Annotated in this window: 28 protein-coding genes; 16 read left to right on the top strand and 12 right to left on the bottom strand. The window is 45.6% G+C overall.

Going from position 1 to position 24961, the window contains the following annotated elements; genetic code table 11:
• The first annotated feature begins 119 nt into the window (after nucleotides 1–119).
• The 4 genes from DKW60_RS19485 (at nucleotide 120) to DKW60_RS19470 (ending at nucleotide 7078) form a co-directional block, all read left to right on the top strand.
• On the top strand, nucleotides 120–1697 hold the full coding sequence (locus tag DKW60_RS19485; RefSeq protein ID WP_109839343.1) for a hypothetical protein: 1578 nt from the start codon (nucleotides 120–122) through the stop codon (nucleotides 1695–1697).
• Nucleotides 1679–4009, top strand: coding sequence for a hypothetical protein (locus DKW60_RS19480; RefSeq protein ID WP_109839342.1), 2331 nt, complete (start codon nucleotides 1679–1681; stop codon nucleotides 4007–4009). The genes DKW60_RS19485 and DKW60_RS19480 overlap by 19 nt, the downstream gene beginning before the upstream one ends.
• Before the next feature lie 115 nt (nucleotides 4010–4124).
• Entirely contained in the window at nucleotides 4125–5396 is a 1272-nt protein-coding gene (locus DKW60_RS19475) for an OmpA family protein (RefSeq protein WP_109839341.1), read from the top strand.
• Nucleotides 5396–7078, top strand: a complete 1683-nt coding sequence (locus DKW60_RS19470; RefSeq protein WP_109839340.1) for a DUF4332 domain-containing protein — start codon at nucleotides 5396–5398, stop codon at nucleotides 7076–7078. Before DKW60_RS19475 ends, DKW60_RS19470 begins: the two co-directional genes overlap by 1 nt.
• A gap of 120 nt (nucleotides 7079–7198) precedes the next feature.
• Here DKW60_RS19470 and DKW60_RS19465 read toward each other — a convergent pair whose 3' ends face one another.
• Nucleotides 7199–7684 carry a YajQ family cyclic di-GMP-binding protein gene (locus DKW60_RS19465; RefSeq protein ID WP_109839339.1) on the bottom strand — a complete coding sequence of 162 codons (486 nt, stop codon included), beginning with the start codon at nucleotides 7682–7684 and terminating at the stop codon, nucleotides 7199–7201.
• A gap of 171 nt (nucleotides 7685–7855) precedes the next feature.
• Between DKW60_RS19465 and prfB the strand changes: the two genes are divergently transcribed.
• Nucleotides 7856–8951 (top strand): peptide chain release factor 2 gene (gene prfB, locus DKW60_RS19460; protein ID WP_109839338.1). Its coding sequence is split into 2 segments (ribosomal slippage): nucleotides 7856–7927 and nucleotides 7929–8951, totalling 1095 coding nucleotides; the frame shifts between segments, so codons are not numbered across the junction.
• A 12-nt stretch (nucleotides 8952–8963) separates the two neighbouring features.
• The gene (gene lysS / locus DKW60_RS19455; RefSeq protein ID WP_109839337.1) at nucleotides 8964–10469 is read left to right on the top strand and encodes a lysine--tRNA ligase; all 1506 of its coding nucleotides are present in this window, start codon (nucleotides 8964–8966) and stop codon (nucleotides 10467–10469) included.
• Nucleotides 10470–10562: 93 nt separating this feature from the next.
• Here the strand turns inward: lysS and DKW60_RS19450 are convergent, their stop codons facing one another.
• Nucleotides 10563–11051 carry a TlpA family protein disulfide reductase gene (locus tag DKW60_RS19450; RefSeq protein WP_109839336.1) on the bottom strand — a complete coding sequence of 163 codons (489 nt, stop codon included), beginning with the start codon at nucleotides 11049–11051 and terminating at the stop codon, nucleotides 10563–10565.
• 368 nt (nucleotides 11052–11419) lie between these two features.
• Between DKW60_RS19450 and DKW60_RS19445 the strand changes: the two genes are divergently transcribed.
• Complete coding sequence (locus DKW60_RS19445; RefSeq protein ID WP_181389803.1) at nucleotides 11420–11938, top strand: META domain-containing protein; 519 nt, start codon at nucleotides 11420–11422, stop codon at nucleotides 11936–11938.
• 28 nt (nucleotides 11939–11966) lie between these two features.
• On the opposite strand, the gene DKW60_RS19440 is transcribed toward DKW60_RS19445, so the two are convergent.
• Nucleotides 11967–12560, bottom strand: coding sequence for a hypothetical protein (locus tag DKW60_RS19440; protein ID WP_109839334.1), 594 nt, complete (start codon nucleotides 12558–12560; stop codon nucleotides 11967–11969).
• Between the two features lie 51 nt (nucleotides 12561–12611).
• Between DKW60_RS19440 and DKW60_RS19435 the strand changes: the two genes are divergently transcribed.
• Nucleotides 12612–13187 carry a 2OG-Fe(II) oxygenase gene (locus DKW60_RS19435; protein WP_109839333.1) on the top strand — a complete coding sequence of 192 codons (576 nt, stop codon included), beginning with the start codon at nucleotides 12612–12614 and terminating at the stop codon, nucleotides 13185–13187.
• On the opposite strand, the gene DKW60_RS19430 is transcribed toward DKW60_RS19435, so the two are convergent.
• On the bottom strand, nucleotides 13188–13508 hold the full coding sequence (locus DKW60_RS19430) for a hypothetical protein (RefSeq protein ID WP_109839332.1): 321 nt from the start codon (nucleotides 13506–13508) through the stop codon (nucleotides 13188–13190).
• Nucleotides 13509–13588: 80 nt separating this feature from the next.
• Here DKW60_RS19430 and DKW60_RS19425 point away from each other — a divergent pair, with 80 nt between their 5' ends.
• The gene (locus DKW60_RS19425) at nucleotides 13589–14257 is read left to right on the top strand and encodes a Fe2+-dependent dioxygenase (protein ID WP_109839331.1); all 669 of its coding nucleotides are present in this window, start codon (nucleotides 13589–13591) and stop codon (nucleotides 14255–14257) included.
• Nucleotides 14258–14306: 49 nt separating this feature from the next.
• On the opposite strand, the gene DKW60_RS19420 is transcribed toward DKW60_RS19425, so the two are convergent.
• The 8 genes from DKW60_RS19420 to DKW60_RS19390 all read right to left on the bottom strand — a co-directional run bounded on the left by DKW60_RS19420 (nucleotide 14307) and on the right by DKW60_RS19390 (nucleotide 20023).
• Nucleotides 14307–14501 carry a hypothetical protein gene (locus tag DKW60_RS19420; protein ID WP_109839330.1) on the bottom strand — a complete coding sequence of 65 codons (195 nt, stop codon included), beginning with the start codon at nucleotides 14499–14501 and terminating at the stop codon, nucleotides 14307–14309.
• A gap of 23 nt (nucleotides 14502–14524) precedes the next feature.
• Complete coding sequence (locus DKW60_RS19415) at nucleotides 14525–14863, bottom strand: TusE/DsrC/DsvC family sulfur relay protein (RefSeq protein WP_109839329.1); 339 nt, start codon at nucleotides 14861–14863, stop codon at nucleotides 14525–14527.
• A 176-nt stretch (nucleotides 14864–15039) separates the two neighbouring features.
• Entirely contained in the window at nucleotides 15040–15729 is a 690-nt protein-coding gene (gene cas6 / locus DKW60_RS19410) for a type I-MYXAN CRISPR-associated protein Cas6/Cmx6 (protein ID WP_109839328.1), read from the bottom strand.
• Between the two features lie 8 nt (nucleotides 15730–15737).
• Complete coding sequence (locus DKW60_RS19405) at nucleotides 15738–15935, bottom strand: hypothetical protein (RefSeq protein WP_109839327.1); 198 nt, start codon at nucleotides 15933–15935, stop codon at nucleotides 15738–15740.
• Between the two features lie 187 nt (nucleotides 15936–16122).
• Nucleotides 16123–18192, bottom strand: coding sequence for a di-heme-cytochrome C peroxidase (locus DKW60_RS19400; protein WP_109839326.1), 2070 nt, complete (start codon nucleotides 18190–18192; stop codon nucleotides 16123–16125).
• Between the two features lie 115 nt (nucleotides 18193–18307).
• Nucleotides 18308–18442 carry a hypothetical protein gene (locus DKW60_RS24540; protein ID WP_281271870.1) on the bottom strand — a complete coding sequence of 45 codons (135 nt, stop codon included), beginning with the start codon at nucleotides 18440–18442 and terminating at the stop codon, nucleotides 18308–18310.
• A 97-nt stretch (nucleotides 18443–18539) separates the two neighbouring features.
• Nucleotides 18540–19043: a hypothetical protein gene (locus tag DKW60_RS19395; protein ID WP_109839325.1), complete on the bottom strand. Its 504-nt coding sequence runs from the start codon at nucleotides 19041–19043 to the stop codon at nucleotides 18540–18542.
• Nucleotides 19044–19153: 110 nt separating this feature from the next.
• A complete protein-coding gene (locus tag DKW60_RS19390; RefSeq protein ID WP_109839324.1) occupies nucleotides 19154–20023 on the bottom strand; it encodes a TauD/TfdA family dioxygenase in 870 nt (289 codons plus the stop codon).
• A 197-nt stretch (nucleotides 20024–20220) separates the two neighbouring features.
• Here DKW60_RS19390 and dsrA point away from each other — a divergent pair, with 197 nt between their 5' ends.
• Genes dsrA through DKW60_RS19355 form a run of 7 tightly spaced genes read left to right on the top strand, consistent with a single transcriptional unit; the run spans nucleotide 20221 to nucleotide 24954 of the window.
• Nucleotides 20221–21483: a dissimilatory-type sulfite reductase subunit alpha gene (gene dsrA, locus DKW60_RS19385; RefSeq protein ID WP_109839323.1), complete on the top strand. Its 1263-nt coding sequence runs from the start codon at nucleotides 20221–20223 to the stop codon at nucleotides 21481–21483.
• Nucleotides 21484–21542: 59 nt separating this feature from the next.
• Entirely contained in the window at nucleotides 21543–22631 is a 1089-nt protein-coding gene (dsrB, locus tag DKW60_RS19380) for a dissimilatory-type sulfite reductase subunit beta (protein ID WP_109839322.1), read from the top strand.
• A gap of 15 nt (nucleotides 22632–22646) precedes the next feature.
• Nucleotides 22647–23039, top strand: a complete 393-nt coding sequence (tusD, locus tag DKW60_RS19375) for a sulfurtransferase complex subunit TusD (protein WP_109839321.1) — start codon at nucleotides 22647–22649, stop codon at nucleotides 23037–23039.
• 12 nt (nucleotides 23040–23051) lie between these two features.
• Nucleotides 23052–23456, top strand: coding sequence for a sulfurtransferase complex subunit TusC (gene tusC, locus DKW60_RS19370; RefSeq protein ID WP_109839320.1), 405 nt, complete (start codon nucleotides 23052–23054; stop codon nucleotides 23454–23456).
• An 11-nt stretch (nucleotides 23457–23467) separates the two neighbouring features.
• Nucleotides 23468–23776: a sulfurtransferase complex subunit TusB gene (gene tusB / locus DKW60_RS19365; protein ID WP_109839319.1), complete on the top strand. Its 309-nt coding sequence runs from the start codon at nucleotides 23468–23470 to the stop codon at nucleotides 23774–23776.
• 42 nt (nucleotides 23777–23818) lie between these two features.
• Entirely contained in the window at nucleotides 23819–24151 is a 333-nt protein-coding gene (locus tag DKW60_RS19360; RefSeq protein ID WP_109839318.1) for a TusE/DsrC/DsvC family sulfur relay protein, read from the top strand.
• A gap of 44 nt (nucleotides 24152–24195) precedes the next feature.
• Nucleotides 24196–24954, top strand: a complete 759-nt coding sequence (locus DKW60_RS19355) for a respiratory nitrate reductase subunit gamma (RefSeq protein ID WP_109839317.1) — start codon at nucleotides 24196–24198, stop codon at nucleotides 24952–24954.
• The last annotated feature ends 7 nt before the right edge of the window (nucleotides 24955–24961 follow it).

Raw genomic sequence — 24961 nt, 5'->3', positions numbered from 1 at the left:
TTAAGTTTGCAATCCGCAGCTCAGCGGGTATATTGTCACGCCTATAAATCCGAGATCTGAAATGGAATACAGAAAACTAGGTACTGCTCACAACTTTATTGGCATGGCGTAAGGAATACATGGCAAACCCTACCTTTTTAGGCATGCTTGCTGGCTTCTTCACGAACGCCAGAACCACGCCCGTGGTCTTAATCATATTACTATCCGTCATCTCGTTTTATACCAGCTATGATGGATTGGTTCGTTTCTCTTTTGCAACGCCAGAGGATGCTTCTTGGATCAGCATCGTTGTGCTGGGGCTGGTGGTGTTTTGCATCCAGTTAGTATTGGTTTACTCACTGCGCAAAATGGCACTGTCGCGCAGGCTCTTGGTTAAGTTTCGCTGGTTGCCGCTGTACGTGCTGATGATGTGTATTAGTGTGTTTTTCAGTTACGGATTCTACTACAAGTTGTTGCGTGCAGAGGGGTACGCACAAGAGAACTTTACGGCACAGCTAAACAATGTGCGTGATGGTGCACAAGATTACTTATTGTCATTTGAAGCGGTGGAGCGAGGGAGTAAACAGCTAAAGCTCTACTCTGAAAGACGCGCCCGCGAAGAAGAAAATTTCGGTGGGAGTTGTGGTGATGGCTCAGTGCCGGGTAAAGGACCTCGCCGTACTTTCCGAAATAATGAAGCATTGGTGTTTTCAGCAATTGCCAGCAGCATCGAACCACTGGGCGCTAAAGTAAAACAAGACATTACCCAGCTGCAAACCATTATCGAAAATTATCGCCCTGACACTCAGGACGTTGCCTCCCTGCAAAGTGAGATTAATGGCATCGTGCATGAGATTAATACCAGTCGTAATGCACCAGTACTGGTGGAGTCATCACGGGTGATTGCGCAACGGGTAGGTGAAAAACGTCAGCGTATCGTCCCAACAGCGGCTGGTAATATTCCATGTCCGGATAACACCATTACGCTGAACGGTAACGCCATGTTGGCCAGTATTGAAAACTTGCCGTTTATGGAAGATGTCCAGCTGTTCAACCCTTATGATCAGCGTAACGTTCTGAATCGTGCGATGGATGTAATTCGCTCTATTCCGGGACTGATCGGTGCCTGGTGGAGAGGAGAAAACCTTCAGCCCTTGATGGAGCAGGGTAAGGATTCAACACGTCGGGATGATTATATTCCTTTGTTGCTAGGTGCTCTGGTTGACTTTGTGTTGTTAATTGTTGGTCTGGCAGACGGCTATATATCAAGACGTCGTAATTGGATGAGTGATTCTTTCGAGGGTGAGTACTTCAGTGCAGAAGATGCTTCAAAACTTCGCGGTATTACAGATATGAAGCATCTGGCCAGCAATGTGCAACCTTATCTGCACGATAGCCTGGGTCAGCATTTCTTCATTATTCCAAGCTCACCCGTGCACGGTAATCGTATGGCCAGTGAGCTGCTGGAGTTATTTGAAGTCTTAGCCAGTGAGCGCATCAGACCGGCTATGTTGCGGCAAGTGCCTTATAGCTGGATACCACGAGGTGTTCGTAATGAGGTGTACTCCATTTTGGGAGACGATGCGGAGCATTTGACCTTCAATGTGTACCGCATGAGTGCGACGCAGTGGGATGAGCTGAAACAGGCATTGAGTGTGGCGGTTCAGCAGCATGATCAAGCAGAAGAAAGTGATGAATCGTGTACCTGGCCTTATTAAAACTATTTTGGTTAGTTCGTGAGAGCGTAGACTGGGTACGGATTCATGCGCTGCGCTACTTTGGACACGACATCGTACAGAGTGGTTATGGGAATAAAGGCGAGCGTGCTGGCAAGTTACCGCTGAGTGACTGGCGCTATGCGGTTAGCGTAGTCTTTGCGCTCATTGAAGCTGTGGTCAGAATGTTCTGGCAAGTGTTTCGGTGGCTGTTCTTTTTCAATACCCGAAGTATTGCTGAGTTTTTCCTGAGCGGTGTGAAGTTTGTGCTGGTTTTGGCCGTGCTAAGCGTCGCAGGCTTATATGGTTATTTATCCGGTGATCCTGATCCGCAGATGTTGGCTCGCTACCAACAATTACACCAACAACATACTGCAACTGCGCTGCTGGACAGCCAGGGGCGTTTGGTTGGTGCAATGCCAAACCCTCAGCGACAAGATTCCTCGGTAGGAAGCCTATCGATTGAATTAGTGCCACCGGTGTATTGGGATGTATTGGATCACCAAACCGGACGTCAGTTGAGATGGGATTATCAGAATACCGGCATTAGTGATTTGTTGTTTTGGCGACAACGCCATTACAAGGGGATCGCCACTACAGATGTTGTTGCGTCACTCAATCCATTTAGTCAACCTAACAATAGTCTGATCAAACAGCTCAGTAATGCCTTGCAAGTCCAAGGTAATGCGGATGAGCGTTGTTTTGGATGGTTCAGTGACTTTTGTAATACCTTGTCAGCGGTTCGCTTAGCCAAGCATGCGTTCCCGTATCTGGCGCGTAATAATGGTTCTGAGTTTAAGCGATGGACCGCTATGCATAATGCCTTGAGAGGTGAAGCTGATGACGTTTATGGTTTGAGAGCGGTTGCAGAAACCGTCTTTAATAAGCGCCCGGAACAACTATCAAATGCTGAGCAAGCCCTTCTGGCAATGGCGCAGTTAGAGCGGCATGCGGTTTTGGATCTGGAAAATTGGGATGACCTGAAAGCTAACGCGGATGAGGTCAGTCTGACCCTGTACGCACGTGATCAGAATAATTTAGCAATAGAAATCAGCAAAGACCTGCAGCGTATTCGCGAGCCGCAAAGTGCTCGCTTAGAAAGTAATTCTCCCCAGTCTCCTACTGAAATTCTTAAACGAAGGAATTTGCGAAAGCGCTCAGAGCTGGCACTCGGTGACTTCGAAAGTTTGATTTACTCACGCTTATCGGATGAATATGCAGAGTCAAATGGAACCAAGCTAATCAGTGATGCACAGATCAGTCTGCCAGTTGCTGATAATCTGCAGTTTCAGGCGCGTTTACTCAGCCGGTTAAAAGAGTTTCAGCGTCGTTGTACCAGCTGTGGTATCAGAAAAACGTTGGGTGAGCAGCCTGAAAATTCTGGCGCGCATATTCAGGTTATTGTTGCTGATCAGGCTGGCCAGTTAGTTCGCTACTTTAAGCGTGGTGATGTGCAGGACCGTGCAATCGGCGTGTTATCGACAATCCCGGCCTCGGTGTTGTTAGCTTCCAAGGGCAACAAGCCTGAGTCATTATTCTGTAATCAAACCTATCGGAATCTGCCAAGCTCTGTCGAAGGCTTTCCCCGTGGCCTCATAAACTGTGACACCCCTAATGAGTCGGGCCATACAGCAAGTTTCTTAGATTCAACCGAATTACGAGCCTCATTGCCCTTGTTCAATGCGGTACGTAAACAAGCTAGCCCCGAAGAATTACAATCGTTATACCGAAATTTTTCATTGAAGGATCTTCGTAGCCGTGAGGGCAAAGCCAGTCATGCAGAGCAATTGGCTTATGAGATGAGTTATGGCGTGGTGCAGTCTAATCCGATGCAGATGCTTGAGTTGATTCATCAGCTCAGTGAGGTACTACATGGGGTAGGTGATCCAAAAGCACTGCAGAGTATTTCTCAGTTCCTGGTGACGGATATGGAGCAAAGTCGTCGCTATCTGGAGTTCAGTGAAACGCCGTCAACGATTCGTTTGAATGGCAATTATCTGCGGACGCAGGCTGCTAAAGAAACCATGAAACAGTTGCTCACACATGAGCTAAATAACAGGGATGGTAGTCTGAAAGAATTACTGAGGTTAAGGAATATCAGATTTTTATCAACCAAATCCGGTCAAAGTTACACTAAGCAGCAGGCCTTAAGAGATCAGTGGCTGATCGCGAGCGTGGTGATACGGGGTAAGCGTTACAGTATCAGCGCGTTTGTGGGAAGTGCGGTTGATGACCAAGCGGGTCTTGCTGACAGACTAAAAGCTGCAGAAATGTTCTTCCCGATCATGGCCGAAATCATAGATAGCCTTGACTGATTAACAGGTGTTGAATTACATTAAGCGCCTATATTCAGTAAGATAGTGAAATATTATCAAGTTGATTGTCACCTATACATTGACTGATATAACGAATAAAAGGACTTAACATCTGATGAAAAAACTATTGATCTTCATTTTGGCGTTGATTGCAATAGCCGTATTAGGCTGGTTTGCAATTTACCAGCTCAAAGCGCCTGCCATTCAGTCCGATATCCAAAAACGTTCAACAGAAGCATTAGCCTCCAACAGTTTGGACTGGGTTAATGTGGCAGTTGATGGCCGGGATGTAACGCTGTCTGGTTCAGCGCCGAGTGAGCAACTGAAGCAACATGCTTTGGAGACCGCAAATGTCTATGGTGTTCGCCAGTTGACTGACAATATTCAACTCGCGAGCGTTGCTGCATCAGATATTAAAGAGCCTGAGGTTGAAGCAGAGCCAACACAAGCGCCTGAGACCGGGCAAGTCGCTGAAAAAGTGGAAGAGCCCACTCAGGAAGTGGCAGAGCAGTCTGACAATGAGTCAAAGTCAGCTGAGCCGGTAGCAGCTGATGTGGCGGTTGCTAAGGTCGATATCAATGCCAATGCGATTCCGTATCGAATGAATATCAGTAAAGATGATATCGGCGTTTATGTGTTTGAAGGCGTTGTGCCTAATCCTGAGTACAAGCAGGCAGTTGATGCACACATGCAATCAGTGGGTGCTGATCCGGTGAGAGCACGTTGGCAGGTTGATGTCAGTTCCGAAGCACCTCCCGCAAACTGGCAGGACAATACACTTAAGAGTATCAGTGCATTGCAGTTGCTGCAGGAGGGAAGTGTGAACCTTGATGGTGATCAGGCCTTAGTCAAAGGTGTTGCAGTCTCACAGGATGTTAGTGATCAAGCAGAGTCTTTAGTGCAATCTTTGTCGAGTGATTTTGCAAGCACGGATGTAGCATTTGACATTGCTAGTCCTAAGCAGGTGGTGCAAAACAATGAAGCGGTTCCGATGGTTGGTTCGTCTAAGTACGCTGAAAAGTTTTGTCAGACTGAATTTGATGCGCTACTGAAGCAAGAGAAAATCCAGTTTCAAAGTGGCTCAACCGAGGTTGAGAAAAGTAGTTTAGTCTTGTTGGAAAAAGTTGCGCAGGTAGCGAGCCGTTGTCCTGATCACCAGATTCAGGTTCATGGATATACGGATTCAAATGGTGCAGCAGCGGCCAATAAGAAGTTAAGTAAAAGTCGGGCTGAGGCTGTAAGCAGTTTGCTTGCGGGTCTGGGATTGGCTGAAAAGCGTTTGTTGGCAGTGGGTCATGGGGAAGCAAAACCAATTGCCAGTAATAAAACGGAGAAAGGGCGTGCTCAAAACCGCCGAATTGAATTGATTGTTAAAGGACTAAAATAATGAGCTATCTGGTTCTACAAATTTGGATATTCCTGCTGATTGCTGCATTGATTGGTTTAATCGCAGGATGGCTAATGCGTGGCGGCTCGCGTCGTGAATTGAATAAAGTCAATCAGGAGTGGTCACAGCGCGTGGCAAATCTTGAAGCGGAACGTGATGAGTACAGTGCAAAGGTTGAAGAGTTAAATACTGCTAGCGTACGTCAGGGCGATATGTACCTCAAACTGACGGAAGAGCGCGACATTTTATCCAAGCGTTTACTGGAAAGTGAGAAGGGTAATACTGCTGGTAGCAAAGAGGTAGCGACCTATAAGCAACAGCTTAAACAGCGTGAAGTTGAAGTGGAGCAATTGCAGTCGCAGTTCAAAGAAACTGCTCAGCAGTTGTCTGATACTCAAAACAAACTACAGTTAACTCAGGCGCAAATGGATGGCGAATCTAAAGAGTTGAGAAGTGGCGCCGCTCAGGTTGAAGCGTATTCAGCTAAGCTGAAAGATGCGGAGCAATCAATTAAAGCGCGTGATGAAAAGCTTGATCAGATGCACCAGAAGCTTGCTGCAAACCTAACTACTCTTGAGGAAACAAAGTCCTCTCTAACGACTGAGCTTGAAGCTGAGCGCCAAAAAGCTAGTGCTGCGGCAACAGAACTGCAGGAAGCTAAACGCAAGCTGGGTGAGTACGATGAGCAGCTTAAAGTCAGTGAAAACACTTTGGGCGAAGTATCAAAAGAGCTAAAGCAGAAGCAAGAGTTCTTTGAAGTCGCCCGTCGTGAAATGGATAGCAAACTGCATCAGGGCGATGAGCACGTTTCAGAGCTTAATAAAGCCGTTAAAGCTAAAGAAAGTGAGCTGAATGAAGTCAAAGGAAAGCTTGAGGAGCGAGAGCTTGAGTTTGTTGAGTTGCAAAAGAAAACACAAGCACAAACTCAGCAGCTAAGTTTGGCAGAGCAAAAGCTTGATGAAACTCAAAAAGCACTGACTGAAAGCAGCCGCCGTCAGCAGCAGTTAGACAATGAGTTACGTGCTAGTCAGCTGAAAGTGACTGCGTTACAAAATCAGCCGGAAGTCCCTCAGGCTCCTAAAGACTACTCAGGTGTTGCATCGGGTATGTTGGCGGGTGGTGCTGCAACTGCTGCGATGTCAGCATCCGGAAGCGGCCGTAGCTCAGGCTGGTCAAAACTCAGTGAAATGGCGCGTGGTGGCTTTGAGAAAGTGAAAGAGAAAGTTGAAGACACAACATCGGATGTTGTGACTGCGACTGCCAAAGCATCCCCTAATGATGAGAATTACCGTATCGAAGTGATTCGTTCGATTGGTAGTGATAATCGCCGTCACTTGCATGACATGGGCATCACAACCACTCAGAACCTCCTTGATAAGTGTGCTGATGATGACGGGACAAAGTTGATCTCTAAAGCATTGGGTCGTGAGCCATGGGTAGTGTCTTCTTGGGTATCAATAGCTGATTTACTTCGGGTTAAAGGTATCGATGGGCCAATGGCTGAAGTGCTTGAGTTAAGTGGTGTATATTCATCTAAAGCACTTGCAGATGCTAACCCTGAGAAACTGATTCAGCTGATCAGCTCAGTTAATCAGCGTGTTGAAAAGGTTAATCAGTCACCTGATATTGCAACGGTAGCAGGATGGATTCGCCATGCAGAGACCTTGAAAAGCTACATCTAGTTTATCGGGTCTGTACGATTCGGTTGGAATAAAAAAGGCTCGCTTAGCGAGCCTTTTTTATATTTATATTTGGGTCAAACGTCACGATCACTGAATGAGATAATGACGTTAGGAGATAAATTAATCTCTGAAGTTTGTGAACTGTAGTGGTAGTCCCAGCTCCTGCTCACGAAGTAGTGCAATCGCCTGTTGCAAATCATCACGCTTTTTACCGGTTACACGGACCTGCTCGCCTTGAATTTGTGACTGTACCTTGAGTTTAGCGGCTTTAATCGCTTTGACGACTTTCTTACCATTGTCAGAGTCGAGACCCTGTTTCAGAAGTACTTTCTGGCTGGCACTGTTGATACCTGTTTCACTAGGGTCCTGAGGGTCAAGCGCACCGGAATCAACATTTCGCTTGGCAAACTTGGCGCGCAGAATATCCATCATCTGCTTTAACTGGAATGTGTTTTCAGCTTTCAGAGTGATAATGTCATCTTTCAGCTCGAAACTGGCATCACTGCCTTTAAAGTCAAAGCGGGTGGTCACTTCTTTATTAGCCTGATCCGTGGCATTACGAACTTCGTGAAGATCAACTTCAGAAACGACATCAAATGATGGCATGATAACTTCTCCAGTAAAACAAAGTGGCTATGATACTGGATTCTGATGGGTGATTACACCAATGCACCCGTGAAATGGTTGGCAAATAACTGACGAATCTATCAAAAATCTATCTACGGCCTAATATGATCATGTATCATAGCCATCCCAACGAACTAGCTAGCCTGAATTATGGAATTAAATCCGACTTATACTCATATCAAAGACCTGAAGTCGCGCCTTGAAGCGCTTAGGGGGTATCTTTGACTATGCTGAGAAAAAAGAGCAATTAGAAGAAGTTGTTCGCGAATTAGAAGATCCCAGTGTCTGGAATGATCAGGAGCGTGCCTTGCAACTCGGCAAGGAACGTACACGTCTGGAAGATGTAGTACTGACCGTTGAGCGTCTGGATGAAGGCCTGAACGATGCTCAGGAACTTCTGGAAATGTCTGAAGCCGATGGTGATGAAGAAGCGGTCGCGGATGTTATCGAAGAGATTAATGGCTTTGAAAAAGACCTTGCCGGTTTGGAATTCAAACGTATGTTTTCCGGCGAAATGGATCCTTGTAATGCCTTCTTAGACATTCAGTCGGGTTCTGGCGGTACAGAGGCGCAGGACTGGGGTGAAATGGTCTTACGTATGTACTTGCGCTGGGGTGAGGCCAAGGGCTTTAAAGTAGAATTAATGGAAGCCTCCCCGGGTGATGTAGCGGGTATCAAGTCAGCCACGATCAAATTTGAAGGTGATTATGCATTCGGTTGGTTGCGCACCGAAATTGGTGTGCACCGTTTAGTACGTAAATCACCATTTGATTCGGGTGGTCGTCGTCATACCTCATTCTGCTCGGTGTTTGTATCGCCTGAGATTGATGATGATATTGAGATTGATATCGATCCCTCTGATTTACGAATCGACGTATACCGCGCCTCAGGAGCGGGTGGTCAGCACGTAAACAAAACGGAGTCTGCAGTTCGTATTACGCACGTACCGACCAATACGGTGGTGCAATGTCAGAACGGTCGCTCTCAGCATCAGAATAAAGCCACTGCAATGAAGCAATTGCGGGCGCGTCTTTATGAGCAAGAAATTCAAAAGCGTAATGCTGAAAACCAGGAGATGGAAGACAACAAGTCGGATATCGGTTGGGGTAGTCAGATTCGTTCTTATGTACTGGACGCATCAAGAATTAAGGATCACAGAACCGGCGTTGAAACAGGCAGCACACAAGCAGTGCTTGATGGTTCCCTTGATCAATTTATAGAAGCAAGCCTGAAAAACGGTCTGTAAGAGAGTAGAGCAATGAGTGAACAGGATTCAATACAAGAACAGGATGAAAACCAGTTAATTACCTTACGTCGTGAGAAGCTGGCAGCGATTCGTGAAGCTGGTGTGGCATTTCCTAATGACTTCAAACGTGAGCACGATGCAGCGGCATTGCAGGCTGAGTTTGAAGAAAAGGATAAGGAGTGGCTGGCAGAAAACCCTCACCGTGTCAGGGTTGCTGGTCGTATCATGCTTAAACGTGTCATGGGTAAAGCCAGTTTTATCACCATTAGTGATTCAACGGGCCGTTTACAGCTTTATGTGCAAAAAGGCATGCTGGGTGATGAGCTTTACGATGCATTCAAAGGCTGGGATATCGGTGATATCGTCGGTGCAGCCGGTACGATGTTCAAAACCAACAAGGGTGAGCTATCCGTTAAGTTGGATGAACTAAAGCTCCTGACTAAGTCTTTGCGTCCATTGCCTGAAAAATTTCACGGCCTGACGGATCACGAGCAACGCTACCGCCAGCGCTATCTTGATTTGATTATGAGTCAGGAAACGCGTGATGCTTTCAAGATGCGTTCTAAGATTGTTGCCTATATCCGTAACTACTTTACGCAGCGTGACTTCATGGAAGTTGAAACGCCCATGTTACAGGTTATTCCGGGTGGTGCGACGGCACGTCCTTTTGTTACGCACCACAACGCGCTAGATATCGATATGTATCTGCGTATTGCGCCGGAACTGTACCTGAAGCGTTTAGTTGTCGGTGGTTTTGATCGCGTCTTTGAAATCAATCGTAACTTTCGTAACGAAGGTTTATCGACACGCCATAATCCAGAATTCACTATGATCGAGTTCTATCAGGCGTATGCCACGTACAAAGACCTTATGGATACGACGGAAGAATTATTCCGTGGTCTGGCAACTGAAGTGTATGGCAATGCGGAAGTAGAGTACCAAGGCTCGACCTTTGACTTTGGCAAGCCATTCGTTCGTATGACCATGAAAGAATCGATTCTTCATTACAATAAAGATTTGGTACCTGCTGATCTGGAAACAGAGTACCGCGCCTCTAAAGTGGCGGAATCTCTGAATATCCATATTAAAGAAGGTTTTGGTCTTGGTAAAATCATCACAGAGATATTCGAGGAGACGGTAGAAGAGCAATTAAATGATCCTACCTTTATTACAGAGTATCCGGCTGAAGTATCGCCGCTGGCACGTCGTAGCGACAGTGATCCATTCGTGACGGATCGTTTTGAGTTCTTTATCGGTGGGCGTGAGATCGGGAACGGATTCTCTGAGCTTAATGATGCTGAAGATCAGGCAGAACGCTTCCGCAAGCAAGTCGAAGAGAAAGACGCAGGCGATGATGAAGCGATGCACTATGATGAAGATTATGTGCAAGCGCTTGAATACGGTATGCCACCAACAGCAGGTGAGGGGATCGGTATTGATCGCTTAGTGATGCTATTCACTGACGCGCCATCAATTCGTGATGTGATCTTGTTCCCGCATATGCGTCCGGAACACTGATGTAACAACCTGTTAAAGCTTTAGCGTCGAGGCAGAGCCACCTTTAAGGTGGCTTTTGTTTGCCTGAAACTTATTATTGAAAATAGATTGAACTTATAATGCAGTCTGACGACTAATATAACGTCTAAGCTCTGAAGGCTTAACGTCACCTGTCTGCATCGCCTTGAGTTTGCCGTTAGGTGCGTAGATCATATAGGTTGGGTAGCCTGTGATATTACGACGCGTGCTTCGCTTGATATAGCGATTAAACTCATTAGCGTTAGACACTAGGTTTTTGAAATTGACGCGAACGCGACGTAGCGCCTGATTGGCTACACGGGCATCTCCGTCAAGTGAAACACCAACAATCTCAGTGTTAGGGATTGTATCGCGGGCTGAATTGGTTTCGTGCATGGTTGACATGCAGATACCGCAGTCGGAACGCCAAACTTTTACTACCAACCATTTGCCTTTCCCTACGTGGTGGTTTAGTTCAGATGGGTTGCCATAAATATCAGACATCGCGGCTTGGCTTGCGCCAACATGGAACAGTGCAGCAACTGCGAAGAATTTCGCAACGCGCAGGCATGACTTAAGTGCCATATTTGTAATACTCCGGGAATAAAATTAAATCTTTTAAATCGCTTTAATTATTATTATTTATTATTGTTTTTATGATCACTTCCGGTGGCTTCTGGGGGCTCTTGTAAGAAGTGTTGACGATTTTTAACACAGGATAAGAATCTATGCAATAGTATGTTATCTTCACGGAAGGAAATCTTTGATGCACGGATTGCTTAAATATTGTGGAATTTGAGGCATTAAATATAATTATCAGTATCATAATTATATTTAGGTTAAATTATTCTCAATATGCCGGAGATTTTTCCTATATTATGTGTAGGTGTGGTAAGGAAAACACATTTTTGTTTTATTTTAGCCTAAAGGGATATTTTTCAGGGAGGTCCTTTGTGAAAGCCAACGGAAAGAAACAAACATTAAATTTTTATGCGATTAGCGCATTAACAGCACTTTTAGTTTCCTCAGCAAGTTATGCTGCAGATGAAGAGCTGGATGGTATTACTGATCGTGAAACACAATCTTGCCCGCTAAACAGTGGTGGACCGTCTTTATTGGGTACTAAGTGGAGAGTATCGGAGACCTACGGTAACAAGATTCCTACGCCTGTGACGTTGTCGATGACAGTAAACCTGGACACAATGACAGGTGATACAGGTTGTAATAAATATGCTGCTAAATTTAAGCAGATCGGTGCAACTGGCTTTGTTATTTCACAGATCGATCGTACGCGTGAGCCGTGTATGGTTGTTAGCCAGGGTGAAGGAAAGCCAACTATTCACTTGGGCAATATCGAAGGTTCATACCTACGTATTATGCGTCGCATGGGTAGCGTGCAGCAGACTGATGAAGGAACGCTGGTATTCTACGACCGTAATGGTAAAGAAGGTTTAGTAATGACTAAGCTGTAATGGCTTAATCAGTAATAAAACGAAAGATCTAATGCCCGGCTTGTTCGGGCATTTTTCTGTCTTCAATCAGGCCAATGGACTTAATGGTGCGTTTGAAAACGGGGAAAAAGTCTGGCAATAAAACCTGTTGAATATAATCCAGTGCCCATTTGCGGTCGCGATCTCCCAGTACCGCCGCAACATTTGTCGCGAATTCACGGCTCATAGAAAATCCTGGCTCGTCGTCATCTTCATTCCATTTAGTCTCAGCATAAGCCGGGAAGCGGTCATTGAGTTTGTGAATAAATGGTGAGCGATAATCATCAAGATCTCCAAAATCCCGGGCATTTTCATGGACATGATCAGCCATTTTCTTTGCGTAATAAGTAATGATTTCGGCGCGGTCTTCATCACTGGTAGTACCATGAATCATGCGATCAACAGACTGAATCATAAAGGCTGAAATTTCTTCGAGTACCTGAATGCGTTGCATTTGATGGTCAATGTCAAAATCTTGGTTTTCGATTTCCAGCAAGGCTTGCATGCCAATTTTCCAGCTATTAAACGCCAATACACTAATTGAATCTTCCACCGAAATTTCACGGTTTTCTTTGCTCCAGCGGGTTTTGATTCTGATGCGCATGGTTTAAGCTCCTAGATGACTATGAGTCTAATTATAAAGGATTTTTGATCCATGACAGAACTGAAACCCAATAGTTTTATCTATTCTATCCCCAATGCCCTACCGGGATTTCTTTGTGACAATATGGTTGAACGGTTTGAGTCTCACCGTGAAGAACAATACGAGGGAAGAGTGGGTTCTAATGTTGGTCAAAACCAGCAGCTAAAGAAGACCACAGACTTAGTCGTCAGTGGTAAAGCGCATTGGAAAGATGTCGATAACAATTTATTTCGTTCGCTTGGTTTGGCGATAAGAGAATTTCAACAAAGCTACCCCTTCTTTCAGGATATGCGCCGTTTTAAGGATATGGGATACAATCTACAACGTTATGAAGCCGGTGAGTATTACCATTGGCATGTTGATGCGGATAATAATGACTTAGCCTCGCGGCAGTTAGTGGCATTGTGGTATTTAAATGATGTGGCCGGGCCGGGTGGGGAAACTGAGTTTTTGCATCAGGGAGTGAAGGTGACGCCCGAAAAAGGAAAGATGATTTTGTTTCCACCGTTTTGGACACATGAGCATCGGGCTGTTGAGATGGTGAGTGGCGTAAAATATATAGCTACCACATGGATAACTTTCCGATAATCAAGTTTCTAAATCGTGCTCGGTCATATCACCGTTTTGTGTAAGATAAAGGGTCTTAGCTTGTGGCACACGCGATAAAATATAGCCAGCCATAAGTGCTGAAGTTTCACGGTTTTCGGTTTGAATTGCGGTCAGAATTTTGTCGCCAGCGATTTGACAGCGCTGGAATAAGTCAGGGTTTTCAACCCAGCTTCGGCTCATTTGGTAGCCTTGATCCATGTCTTTATCCATCATGTCAAAGTAGTCTTTCGCTTCACTCAGAATAAAGTCAGGAATATCTATATCATGTTGTTCTTCATCGATAAAAACAGTCAGTTTCATCTTATTTCCTCTTCTTCGTGGTGTGCGATTCTACTAAATACATCGGCTAAATAAAACAGTCTAAACTAAGGTTAACTATAATGATTTTAAGGATCAAAAATGTGCTGACTAACCGTGCTGTCAGGCAGGCTCAAAGCTTGCTTGATGGGGCAATATTTGTCGATGGAAGTTTGTCAGCGGGTAGTTTAGCGGCAGGTGTAAAACATAATCGGGAATTGTCTTTGCAAAGTCCGTTACATCAGCAGTTAAATCAGTTAGTGATGTCCTCTCTTGTCAATCATAGTGAGTACCAGGCAGCAGTGTTGCCATTAAAAGTCGCGACTGCATTTTACTCAAGATACCAACAGGGAATGCGTTACGGTGCTCATGTCGATGATGCTGTCATGGGCCCGATAACAGGACGATATCGCAGTGATGTGTCGACGACAATTTTCCTTAATTCTCCTGATGATTATGACGGTGGTGAGTTGCTGATTCACACTCAATACGGTGAAGAATTGGTAAAGCTGGAGGCAGGTGATGCAGTGATTTACCCATCCGGGAGTTTGCATGAGGTGAAAGCGGTAACAGCCGGTGAGCGTTTAGTGGCAGTGACTTGGGCACAAAGTATGGTTAAAGCGACGGAGCAACGAGAGATGCTATTTAATATCTCCCAAATACGCGAAAGTCTGACCTCTCAAAACGATGCTGAGAAAGCCAGACTTGATCAGGTCTATTCCAATCTACTCAGAATGTGGAGTGAAATATAATCACTCCTAATGACTCAGAGTTGGATCTGACGGACGCTTTATAAGATACTTATTTCCAGAAATTTGCTTCCTTTGAGGCAATTTCACGTACCTCACTTGCGATTTCTGTGTAGCGGTCACGGTATTCTTTCCACTCACCGACGTAATAATCTTCGGGAGAAAATTTGCCAGATTGCTCATGGGCAGTGAATTTTGCCTGCATCTCTAACATTTCTTTAATTAATTCTGCTTTACGCTCATCCATTTGGAGGCTCCTGTGCCAAGGGATTAATATCCGCCTTTACGACGACTTTCCGGTAGGCCGGCAATCTTGCCGCCTTGCTTGCTGGTCATGCCCGGGAATAGTTGATACATATCCTTACTTGAAGGCTTGCTTCCCCAAACATCTTTCATATCTTTTACGATGGTGCGCTCATTCGGCTGGTTACCATTATTGTTGATGAACTGATCACGAAGGTACTTTAGTACATCCCAGTGTTTTTCAGTTAGTTCAATACTTTCCTCAGCAGCGATTGCCTCAGCCACCGCTTCATCCCAATCGTTTACCTCTAGCAGATAGCCGTTATCGTTTGTTTCAATGGATTTACCATTAACCTCGTAAGCCATGAATGTTTCCTCATCGATACTTTCACTAGTGGTCAAATTATAGGGGTGAGTATCATGCTATCGCTATTTCCCGAAGGGGGTAGTTAATAAATAACGACAAGCTTGTTCAGAGGTCTGCTTGTGTTGACGATGCTGATTTATATGGATCGCAAGAAGTATTCATTATTCATTACTCATTACTCATTGGGCTTGAGTGATTTGATGCCTTTGTGTGCAAGGAACAGGCCACAACCGAGTTTACGATGCTCGCCTAAGCCATATTGTTGGATAGTAATGGATGGCTCACTGTCTAAGTCAGCGATCATTAAATGACGGGTGTGTAGTGCGCCACTTGGGGTTTGAATGTGATGAGACTTTCCGCACATCATTTTTTTCACTTTAACGGATGTAAGTTGAAAGATGTCATCTGACATGCGCATTAGAAAGTCATTTTCTGATTCAGTGGCATCTGAGGCGACATAACGAGAGAAAATCACACTGGCATTGATTAACGCTTTCGTTTTCATGCTGCCAATTGTTAAGCTGTGCCCATCAATACTCAGGGTTTGACCGCTCAGGGCTTCGATATCTGTCAGGCGATTTTTATGCAGACGCAATGAGAGTCTAGTGCGGCGGGAAGGGTACAGCAGTTCGCGTTCCGAATCATCCGGGCGCATCCAGCCATTAGCGCTTTCTGCGACATGAATTTGATGAATGCCTAGTTGTTCATCGTCTTTAATCCATGGGAGTTGAGTCTGGAGTGCTTCTGATAATGCCCAGGCGTGATCCAGTGGCAGCGTTTTACATTTCAATGCAAACAACACATCGACAATGTCATCCGGTGCCTGATAGGGCAGTGTTTTGTCTTCCTCTTCTTCCCAGAACATGATGATCCTTAGCGCGCTGACTCAAAAGCGAGATTGAGCTGATCATGCCATTCGTGTGGGCGATCGGAATAAGCCGGTGGTTCGATGTCTACCTCAAAATGAATTTCACCGTTTTCCACTGCAATACGCTGGATTAATGTCACCAGTTCTTCAAAGGATTTTACGTTGTGACCTTCTTTTAGAAGGACTTCACTGAGTACTAGCATAGGGTCGGGTCTCTAACCATGGGTGATTGTTTTTTCTATCATAGCACTGACTATATTGCCGAGAAATATCACCATTGAGAATGATCACTAATACAGAGTCTGGTAATCAGTCCCTATGACTGTCTGAGTAAAGTCTGAGCGTCATAATCGGCGGATTTTTCTTGCTGTGAATCTCATCGGAGTTTTTTCAAAGGCTTTTCAGATACTCAATCAGCGCCAACTTTTCCTCTTCAGTGAGCTTTGGCCCAATAATGCCAGATACTGACTCTGTTTCCTCATCATCAAATACATGTCCTGTATTGCGATTACCGGCTTGTCGTGTATCCAGAATGAAAAGACCATCCTTATAATCCGGTGTTAGTGAATGAGAAGCACTTTGTTGCGCTATCAGCTTTTTATTTAAGGATTCATCCTGCTGAATTCCTACTTTTCCGGCATCGAAGTGATGGCTGCCTAGTTGTACAAAGTCAGGTCGATCTTCCAGAGGTGATAGTAAGTCATAGAGTGTAGGGACGGAGCCATTATGGAGGAAGGGCGCGGTTGCCCAAATGCCATTTAACGGTCTGGCTTTATAGCCTTTGCCAACTTGCAAGCAATTCGGTCGATTGCCCTCGAGTCCTGCTTGCTCCGCTCGTGGTGTGTGGTTCTGCTTAAACCATTGCTGATTGGTTTGGTCAACGACTGCGCCCAGTGCCAGTCCAAAGTTTGCTGTTGCACTATCCTTAAATGGTACGTGCCTGAGCACAGTCATATCCGCCGGAATATCATCCATACCAGCAAACGCTGAGGCATAGGTAATCGTTGAGTTTACCGACTTGGCGGGTGTGCATACTTGAGTGGCTAGATTGAGTCCTGTGGTATCAACCGTGCGTTTTGCCATTACCTCAGCTTGTGCTGCATCAGTCCCAATCACTGATAAGGGAACGATATTCAGCTTTAGGTAGCTGTCAGGCGTTTGTGTGATGGTATTTAACTTACTGACATAGGTAATCTTTTGCCAGTTTTTATCTTCCCAAAACTCATCGGAATCAACGCTCGGCAGATGGCACTCTTGGCAGTGCTGCTGGTATAGCGTTTTTCCCTTTTCGGTCATTTCTTTATCAATGGCGGGGAAAGTCTCGGGCCATGTTGGCTCACTTAAGCCGTTGAATGTGTTGTCATTACGTTTAGGGTGTTTACCTGCCAGCCAATTCTGCATTTTAACTAAGTCAGATATACCGGCAGACGTTGCGAAACGCTGTTCAGCAGGGCCTTGTGTATCGAGGTAGGCTTTTGTGCCCAGAGTTTCACTCGTGTTGCGAACCAGTGGTTGCATGATAGAACCATCGTATTGCAACCAGTTGAACCAAGGGGTTGTCCAGAGGTGTGGGAAGTTTACCGGTGCATTGATCGCAGTGTGGTTTTCGCTCCGCTGCATGGCGTGACCAAAGACTTGGTTGCCAATACGGTTCATAGTGTCCAGTCGGCTAAATCCTTCGGTAACTTCGATACTGTCCTGAGCCTCGGACATAAAACGAACGGTCTTACTCAGTGCTGCGGATAATTGTTGGCGGGATAATCGGTTGTCATTATTACCCAATACACGCTCTGCGAATCGTGAGAAGCGGTCGTTATAAACAGGCACTTTCGCAGAGATAACGGTTTGAGCCAGCGCTGCTCCTAAGGTTTGGTTTAGCAGGCCAAAGTCGATATTTGCAGGGGCACCATCAACGATATAGCGAGTGTCACCATGAATGAGTTGGCCAGTGTGGCAAGCAGCACAGTTAAAGCCTGCTGCGGTGTCTTTTCTGTCTATTCCCGGAAAGTAAACATTGGGTGTTTTAGTAAGGCCGATTGGTAATCCATTAGGGTTGCTGGCTGTCTTTTTCTGTTTGATAAAGCCCAGTCGGGGCAGATATTCATCGACAAATAATGGCTCTTTTCCGGAGAGCAACCTAAGCGGGTCTTGTTTGGGGGATTCAAGCGCCAACAGCCATGAATAGGGGATTGGAATTGTCGCAGCACCCACTGAACTATGGCGGTATGCTTGCGAACTTTTATCAGGCCAACCCGTCGGGTTTAAGTGGATGGTATTGGCTTCGCTGGTAGCTTGGTAGAGCGGTAACCCGGGGGGAGTTAATATGTAACCGGTATTATCGATCGTGGTTTTTATAGTGAGAGCGACATAGCCAGCAATGATGAGCAGCAGTAACAACCATGACCAAACCGATGTAATGAAACGTTTGATCATACCGGGTGGCTTGCTAGCGTTGCTCATAGTGGTTCCTCATTTCCTCACAGATACGAGATAATAACGCATCGCGATGTGAAAGGTATCTTTAGAATAGAGAATGGCTCGGTTATGCTAGCTCTGTTGTTCAGACTCCGAAGTGTCAGGCTGTCGCTGTTCCATATCGTTGATACAACATTTGCAGCATTGTTATCTCATCAGCTTCAGGCTCACCAGAAAATACGTGGTAGTAGACAGTATTGCGATTAAAACTAAGCCAAGCAATGAGTGACCCCATGCATCTCCGAGCAAGTGCTTGTAGATAAGCGTGTCGTAATGAGGCTTTATAGTGCGTGTTCATCTCAGATTGGTGCACAAACAGGAATAGGCAATTATTACCCCTCCCAATAAACCCGCCTGCGAAATTCACTTTGAATCTTCTCTACCCAGGTTTCAACCTCATCAGCGTTGATCACACCATTTTCAGTACCTTGTTTGACCAGCGGTACAAAACTAGCCGTCAAACTTGCAATCAGATTTTCAGGTTCAAAACCAAAATACTCACAAGTCTTCGCCAGATTTAGGTCATGGTCTTCCATCAAAACATGCATTTCTTCATGGCTGATGCCTAGGAACGCCTTTAATACCTCTTCAATGGGGGCGTGGCCACGGTGAAGTCCTAACCAACCATCGCCCCAGGCAAGCTTCACAAGACCATCCAAGTCAGATTTATTGTCTACCGTGCCATCAAAAGGTGACGTGCCTCCAGTGCCGCGGGCAGTAATATTATCAACCACCTCACCACTGGCTTTACTGATAATAGCTTTGTGGGAGTCAGCAATACTTATCAACGGTATTATCAGGCATAGAAAAAAAATCGTGTGAAGCGTTTTCATCATCAAGAATCCAATAAAAGTCGTTCCTGATTATATGGTGAATCGGCACTTGTGTAAGTGCAAGTATGTCTATTTAAAGCGGGGTTTAGTCTGGAGTACTTATAGAAATGGAATCAGGAGATACCTTCGTAATACCGCCCACGAAACAGCAAGCGATTGTTTTCGGAATCATCTTCAAATGCTGTTCGGCAATGCAGGACGTTATTACAAATCACTCCCTGACCTGTTTGTAAGGTATGTTTAACAATGAAGTAGCTACCATCCTTCCAAAGTTGCTGTAAGAATTCAGTTGCTTCAGTGACTAAAGGATCATCCTTCCATTCAATATTCCGCAAGCGCGCACTGTAACGCATGTGCAGTCGCCCATTGTTTGTGATAGAGAATACGGGTCCGGTTTGAGCAGGTCGAATCACTTCACCATCAATAATATTGGCTGGAATAGTCAAGGCATCCTCAGCAAACAAAGCATTTACGTATTCCGGGTTCTCATCCCGAAGGAGTAGGTAAATCAGCTCATGATCCATTAACCACGACTCACCACCTTGAGAAGCCGGATTAGCACAATGCAATAACATGCCGTTAATTTGCCGTTCCTTAGTATTGTAATAACCATCGGTATGCCAGCTGAGTTTCTTAGGTGTATAAGGAATATAGTCGTGTTGGCCCTTGTGCTTGGTCACCGTGATGGAAGTCAGTTGGTCCTGATCCGCACAGATATTCCCGTCCAGTGAGTGTAGTCCAACTTGTTTCGCAAAGTGGTGTACGGCTGACTTTTCGTTTTGAGAGGGATCATCAAATTGATACAAGGCGAAATTATGGTGTAGACAATCGGTAATAATAGAAAGTCGTTCACTATCTCTAAGGGAGGCTGCATTCTTTAGGTGAATTAGCCTAGACTGCGCACTTCGGTTGGCTGACGTCAGTTTTTGCTCGCGCCATTTCAGATAATTTTGGTCGTTTAGTTTGGCAGGAAAAAATTCCATGAGTTCGATTGTTTTCCAGAGTTGGGAAGGCGTTAATCATGGTAAGTAAATTTGATCGAAAGGGTATCTATCCATTTTGGGGTATACGCTAAAAATAGCGCCATCCCATGAAGGGGATTCTCTGAAACCAGCAAGCAAAATACACTAGTCGGCATAGTTTAAAAGCACTAACCATATTCATACTCAGGAGGCATATCATGGCTGAAATGAAGAAGTATCCAACGCCGATGTTGGATGTTCTGGAAGACGGTCCTTGGCCTAGTTTTATTTCAGGCATAAAAGCACTGCGCGACGATCATCCAGATGAGCGTATCCGTAACGTAAACAATGGTCTTCTAGGTCAGTTAGAACATTCTTATGAAACCCGTATGGGTTACTGGAAAGGTGGAACCATCTCTGTGTTCGGTTACGGTGGTGGTATTATTCCTCGTTTCTCGGAAGTGGGTGATAAATTCCCTGAGTCAAAAGAATTCCATACGCTGCGTGTGCAGCCACCTGCGGGTAACTACTATACGACAGACATGTTACGCCAACTGGCTGATAGCTGGGAAAAATGGGGCTCAGGCCTTCAGACTTTCCACGGTCAGACAGGCAACATCATGTTCATCGGTTCCGACTCTGCCAGCTACCAGCACTTTTTTGATGAGATCAATGAGTACGGTTGGGATTTAGGTGGTGCAGGCCCATGTGTTCGTACCGGTATGTCTTGTGTGGGTGCGGCGCGTTGTGAGATGTCTAACTGTAATGAGCAGGCCATTCATCGCACATTGCTAAACAACTTTACGGATGATGTTCACCGTCCGGCACTGCCTTACAAGTTTAAGTTTAAAGTGTCTGGCTGCCCGAATGACTGCATGAATGCCATTGAGCGTTCTGACTTCGCGGTGATCGGAACATGGCGTGACCACAAGAAAATCGATCAGGAAGCCTGGAAAGCATACGTTGCGGAGAAGGGACGTGAGCATGTGATGGATAATGTGATTTCACGTTGTACGTCAAAGAGTTTGTCTTTGGGTGATGATAATTCACTGATTGCTGATGAGACCAATTGTGTTCGCTCCATGCATTGCATGAACGTAGTACCTAAAGCGATTCATCCGGGTGACGATAAAGGTGTCACTATCTTAATGGGTGGTAAGCGTACGCTGAAAATCGGTGACTTAATGGGTACGGTAATTGTTCCATTCATGAAGTTGGAAACCGAAGAAGATTATGAGCAGTTAGTAGAGATGGCGGAAGAAGTTATCGACTACTGGGCTGAAAACGGTCTGGAGCATGAGCGTTGCGGTGAGATGATCGAGCGTATCGGTCTGGTTAATTTCCTGGAAGGTGTCGGCATTGACCCAGATCCAAATATGATTAAGCAGCCGCGTAATAGCTCTTATGTCAGAACAGATGGTTGGGATGAAGCGGCGGAAGAATGGTTCAACCGTGTGCGTGAACAGAAGATGGCGAGCTAATAATTCGACAGTATAACAGTCGTTTAACAGCTATCGATACAGAATTGAGGAATCATTAAATGTCAGCTCCAGCAGCAAAAAAAGTGATGCGTGAACCGATCGAGTCAGGATGTCCGGACGGTTTTCAATATATGCACCCAACCATGCGACGTAACTACGGCCAGTGGAAATATCATGAAGATGTTCAGCCTGGTGTGTTGGTTCATGTCGCTTACTCTGGCGAGAAAATTTACACCGTTCGCTGTGGTACTCAACGTATTTTGGATGTATTCACACTGCGTAAATTAATGGATATTGGCGATCAGTATTCTGATGGATATATTCACTTCACTATTCGCTCTAACATGGAGTTCCAGACGGACGATGAATCTAAAGTGCAGCCTTTAGTTGCTGCCTTGGAAGATGCCGGTTTCCCGGTGGGTGGGACGCGTAACTCGATTACGTCGATGTCACACACTCAGGGTTGGTTGCACTGTGATATTCCTGGAACGGATGCATCAGGTGTTGTGAAGGCGATGATGGATGAGTTCTATGACGAATTCAAAAGCTGGAACATGCCTAACCGTGTACACATGACAACCTCTTGCTGCCAGATTAACTGTGGTGGTCAGGGTGATATTGCGATCAATGTACAGCACACTAAGCCACCTAAAATTGACCATAGCTTGGTTGGTAATGTCTGTGAGCGTCCATCGGTGGTTGCGCGATGCCCTGTTGCAGCGATTCGTCCTGCCATGGTTGATGGTAAGCCGTCGCTGGAAGTCGACGAGAAGAAGTGTATTTGTTGTGGTGCGTGCTATCCACCATGCCCGCCAATGCAGATCAACGATCATCAGTACACGCAATTAGCAATCTGGATCGGTGGTAATCACTCGAATGCGCGTGGTAAGCCAACATTCCAGCGTTTAGTAGCTGCAGGTATCCCAAATAACCCACCACGCTGGCCAGAAGCGACTGCGGTCGTGAAGAAAATTCTGGAGTGCTACAAAGAAGGTGGACGTGATTGGGAGCGTATGAATGAGTGGGTTGAGCGTATCGGCTGGCCTCGTTTCTTTGAGGTAACCGGGCTGCCATTTACGAAATATCACATTGATAACTGGCGCGGTGCACGAAACAATCTGAACTCTTCAACGCATATCCGTTTTTGATCGGAAGGTTTACTGATGAAATATACGTTAATGATTAATGAGGGGCCGTATCAGCACCAGTCCTCAGACACTGCTCTGCAGTTTGCACGCGCGGCTCTGGAGAAAGGGCACGAGATTTATCGTGTGTTTTTCTACCATGATGGTGTGAATAACGGAACACGTTTGAGTGCTCCTCCTCAGGATGACCGTCAGATCCAGAAGGAGTGGTCAGAGCTTGCTAAGCAGCATGATCTTGATTTGGTTATTTGTATTGCCGCGGCTCAGCGCCGTGGTCTGATGGATGCTGATGAAGCGAAACGTCAGGGGATGGATGCCGATAATATCATTGAAGGTTTCCGTATTTCGGGTCTGGGTCAGCTGATTGAAGGTGGTATCCAGGCTGACCGCACACTTGTATTTGGCGACTAAGGAGAGCGCGACATGGCAACTAAGAAATTCATGTTTGTAAATCGCAAGGCTCCTTATGGCACAGTGTATGCGCTGGAGTCTCTGGAAGTCGTGCTGATCTCAGCGGCGTTTGAGCAGGATGTATCACTGGCGTTCATCGATGATGGTGTTTACCAAATCGCTAAAGGACAGGATACAACAGGCATTGGCCAGAAGAACTTCTCAGCGACTTACAAAGCGTTGGGTGATTACGAAATCAACAAGCTTTATGTTGAGAAAGAGTCACTGGAAGAGCGTGGTCTGACCCTTGACGATCTAATGGATCTGACGTGGGAAGATGAAGATGATGACTACGAAGAGAAGCCATCTATCCACTTGGTAGATCGTGCGGATATGGCGGGCATCATGGCTCAACAAGAAGTCGTCATCAGTTTCTAGGAGAATTTGATATGGCAATGTTACATATTGTAAACAAGTCGCCGTTTGAACGCGTAGCGTTTGAGTCTTGTTTAAATCATGCATCAGCTGGTGACTCGATTCTGATGATCGAAGATGCAGCGGTAGGTGCGGTAAAAAATACACGCTTTTCAGAGAGTATTGAGGCGGCCTTAAAAGATAAGTCTGTTTATGTATTGTCTGGTGATCTAGCCGCTCGCGGCTTGAGTGAAGATCGTATAATAACAGGCGTTACAGCGGTTGATTATGCAGGATTTGTTGATCTGACTGTGGATAACGACACAACACAAAGCTGGTTATAAAAGTCAGCCTTATTTAAACAATAGAGAAGAAGGAGAGCGCTAATGGCACTCGAGATTAATGGTACAACTTACGAGCAAGATGAAGAAGGTTATCTGGTAGATCTTGGTTCATGGAACGCTGATGTGGCTACAGCACTGGCTGCTGAAGAAGACGTTGAGCTGACAGATGAGCACTGGGATATTATCAACTTCCTGCGTGAGTATTACGAAGAGTACCAGATTGCTCCGGCAGTACGTGTACTAACCAAAGCAGTAGGTAAACGTTTGGGTAAGGAAAAAGGTAACTCTAAGTATCTGTACTCATTGTTCCCATATGGTCCTGGTAAGCAAGCGTGTAAGTATGCTGGTCTGCCAAAGCCAACAGGTTGTGTTTGATCGTTAGGTCATTTAACTAATCAACCGAAAGGGGAGAATCAAGGGTGTTTCTGGGAATTGTTTACGGTTTATTGTTCTGGGCGGCAACGCTGATATTAGTGTTAGGCGTCGCTAACAAGCTTCGCTTGTACTGGAATACACCAGCACCTCTGAAGATTCCAACGATGCCGGCCCCACTCACTAAACAGGGTGTGGCCTGGCGGATGGCACGGGAAGTGTTTTTGTTTCAAAGCCTTTTCCGTGCTGACAAATTATTATGGGCGATCTCAATAGTTTTTCACTATTCCTTATTGTTGATCGTGCTACGTCACTTACGCTATTTCCTTGATCCGGTATGGGGAATCATTGGCTTCATTCAGCCGTTCGGCTTGTATGCAGGTTTTGGGTTGGTTCTCGGCTTATTAGGCCTAATGGCAAGGCGCGTAGTGATAGATCGGGTGCGTTACATCTCGGCACCTTCTGACTACTTAATGCTGGTATTACTACTGGTGATTGGTGTCAGTGGGTTGATGATGAAGTTTGTGAACCCCACCGATATTGTGATGGTGAAAGCATTCTTCCAGGGTCTTAAGTATTTTAGCTGGCAACCACTGCCTGCTGATTTTACTTTGCTGCTACATCTGACATCGGTCGTGTTGTTAATGATGATATTCCCGATTAGTAAGCTGCTGCATGCGCCGGGTGTATTTTTTAGTCCGAGTCGTAATCAGGTCGATAACTCACGTGAAGAACGTCATATTGCGCCGTGGGCCGCAGAGCTGGATAAGCAGAATGTTGACTACATCAGTGAGCTTAAAAAATGAAGATGTT

The sequence above is a fragment of the Leucothrix pacifica genome, from assembly GCF_003172875.1.
Lineage (GTDB): Bacteria > Pseudomonadota > Gammaproteobacteria > Thiotrichales > Thiotrichaceae > Leucothrix > Leucothrix pacifica.
Note: the sequence above shows the minus strand (reverse complement) of the source record. Positions and strands in the feature narration are given on the sequence as shown.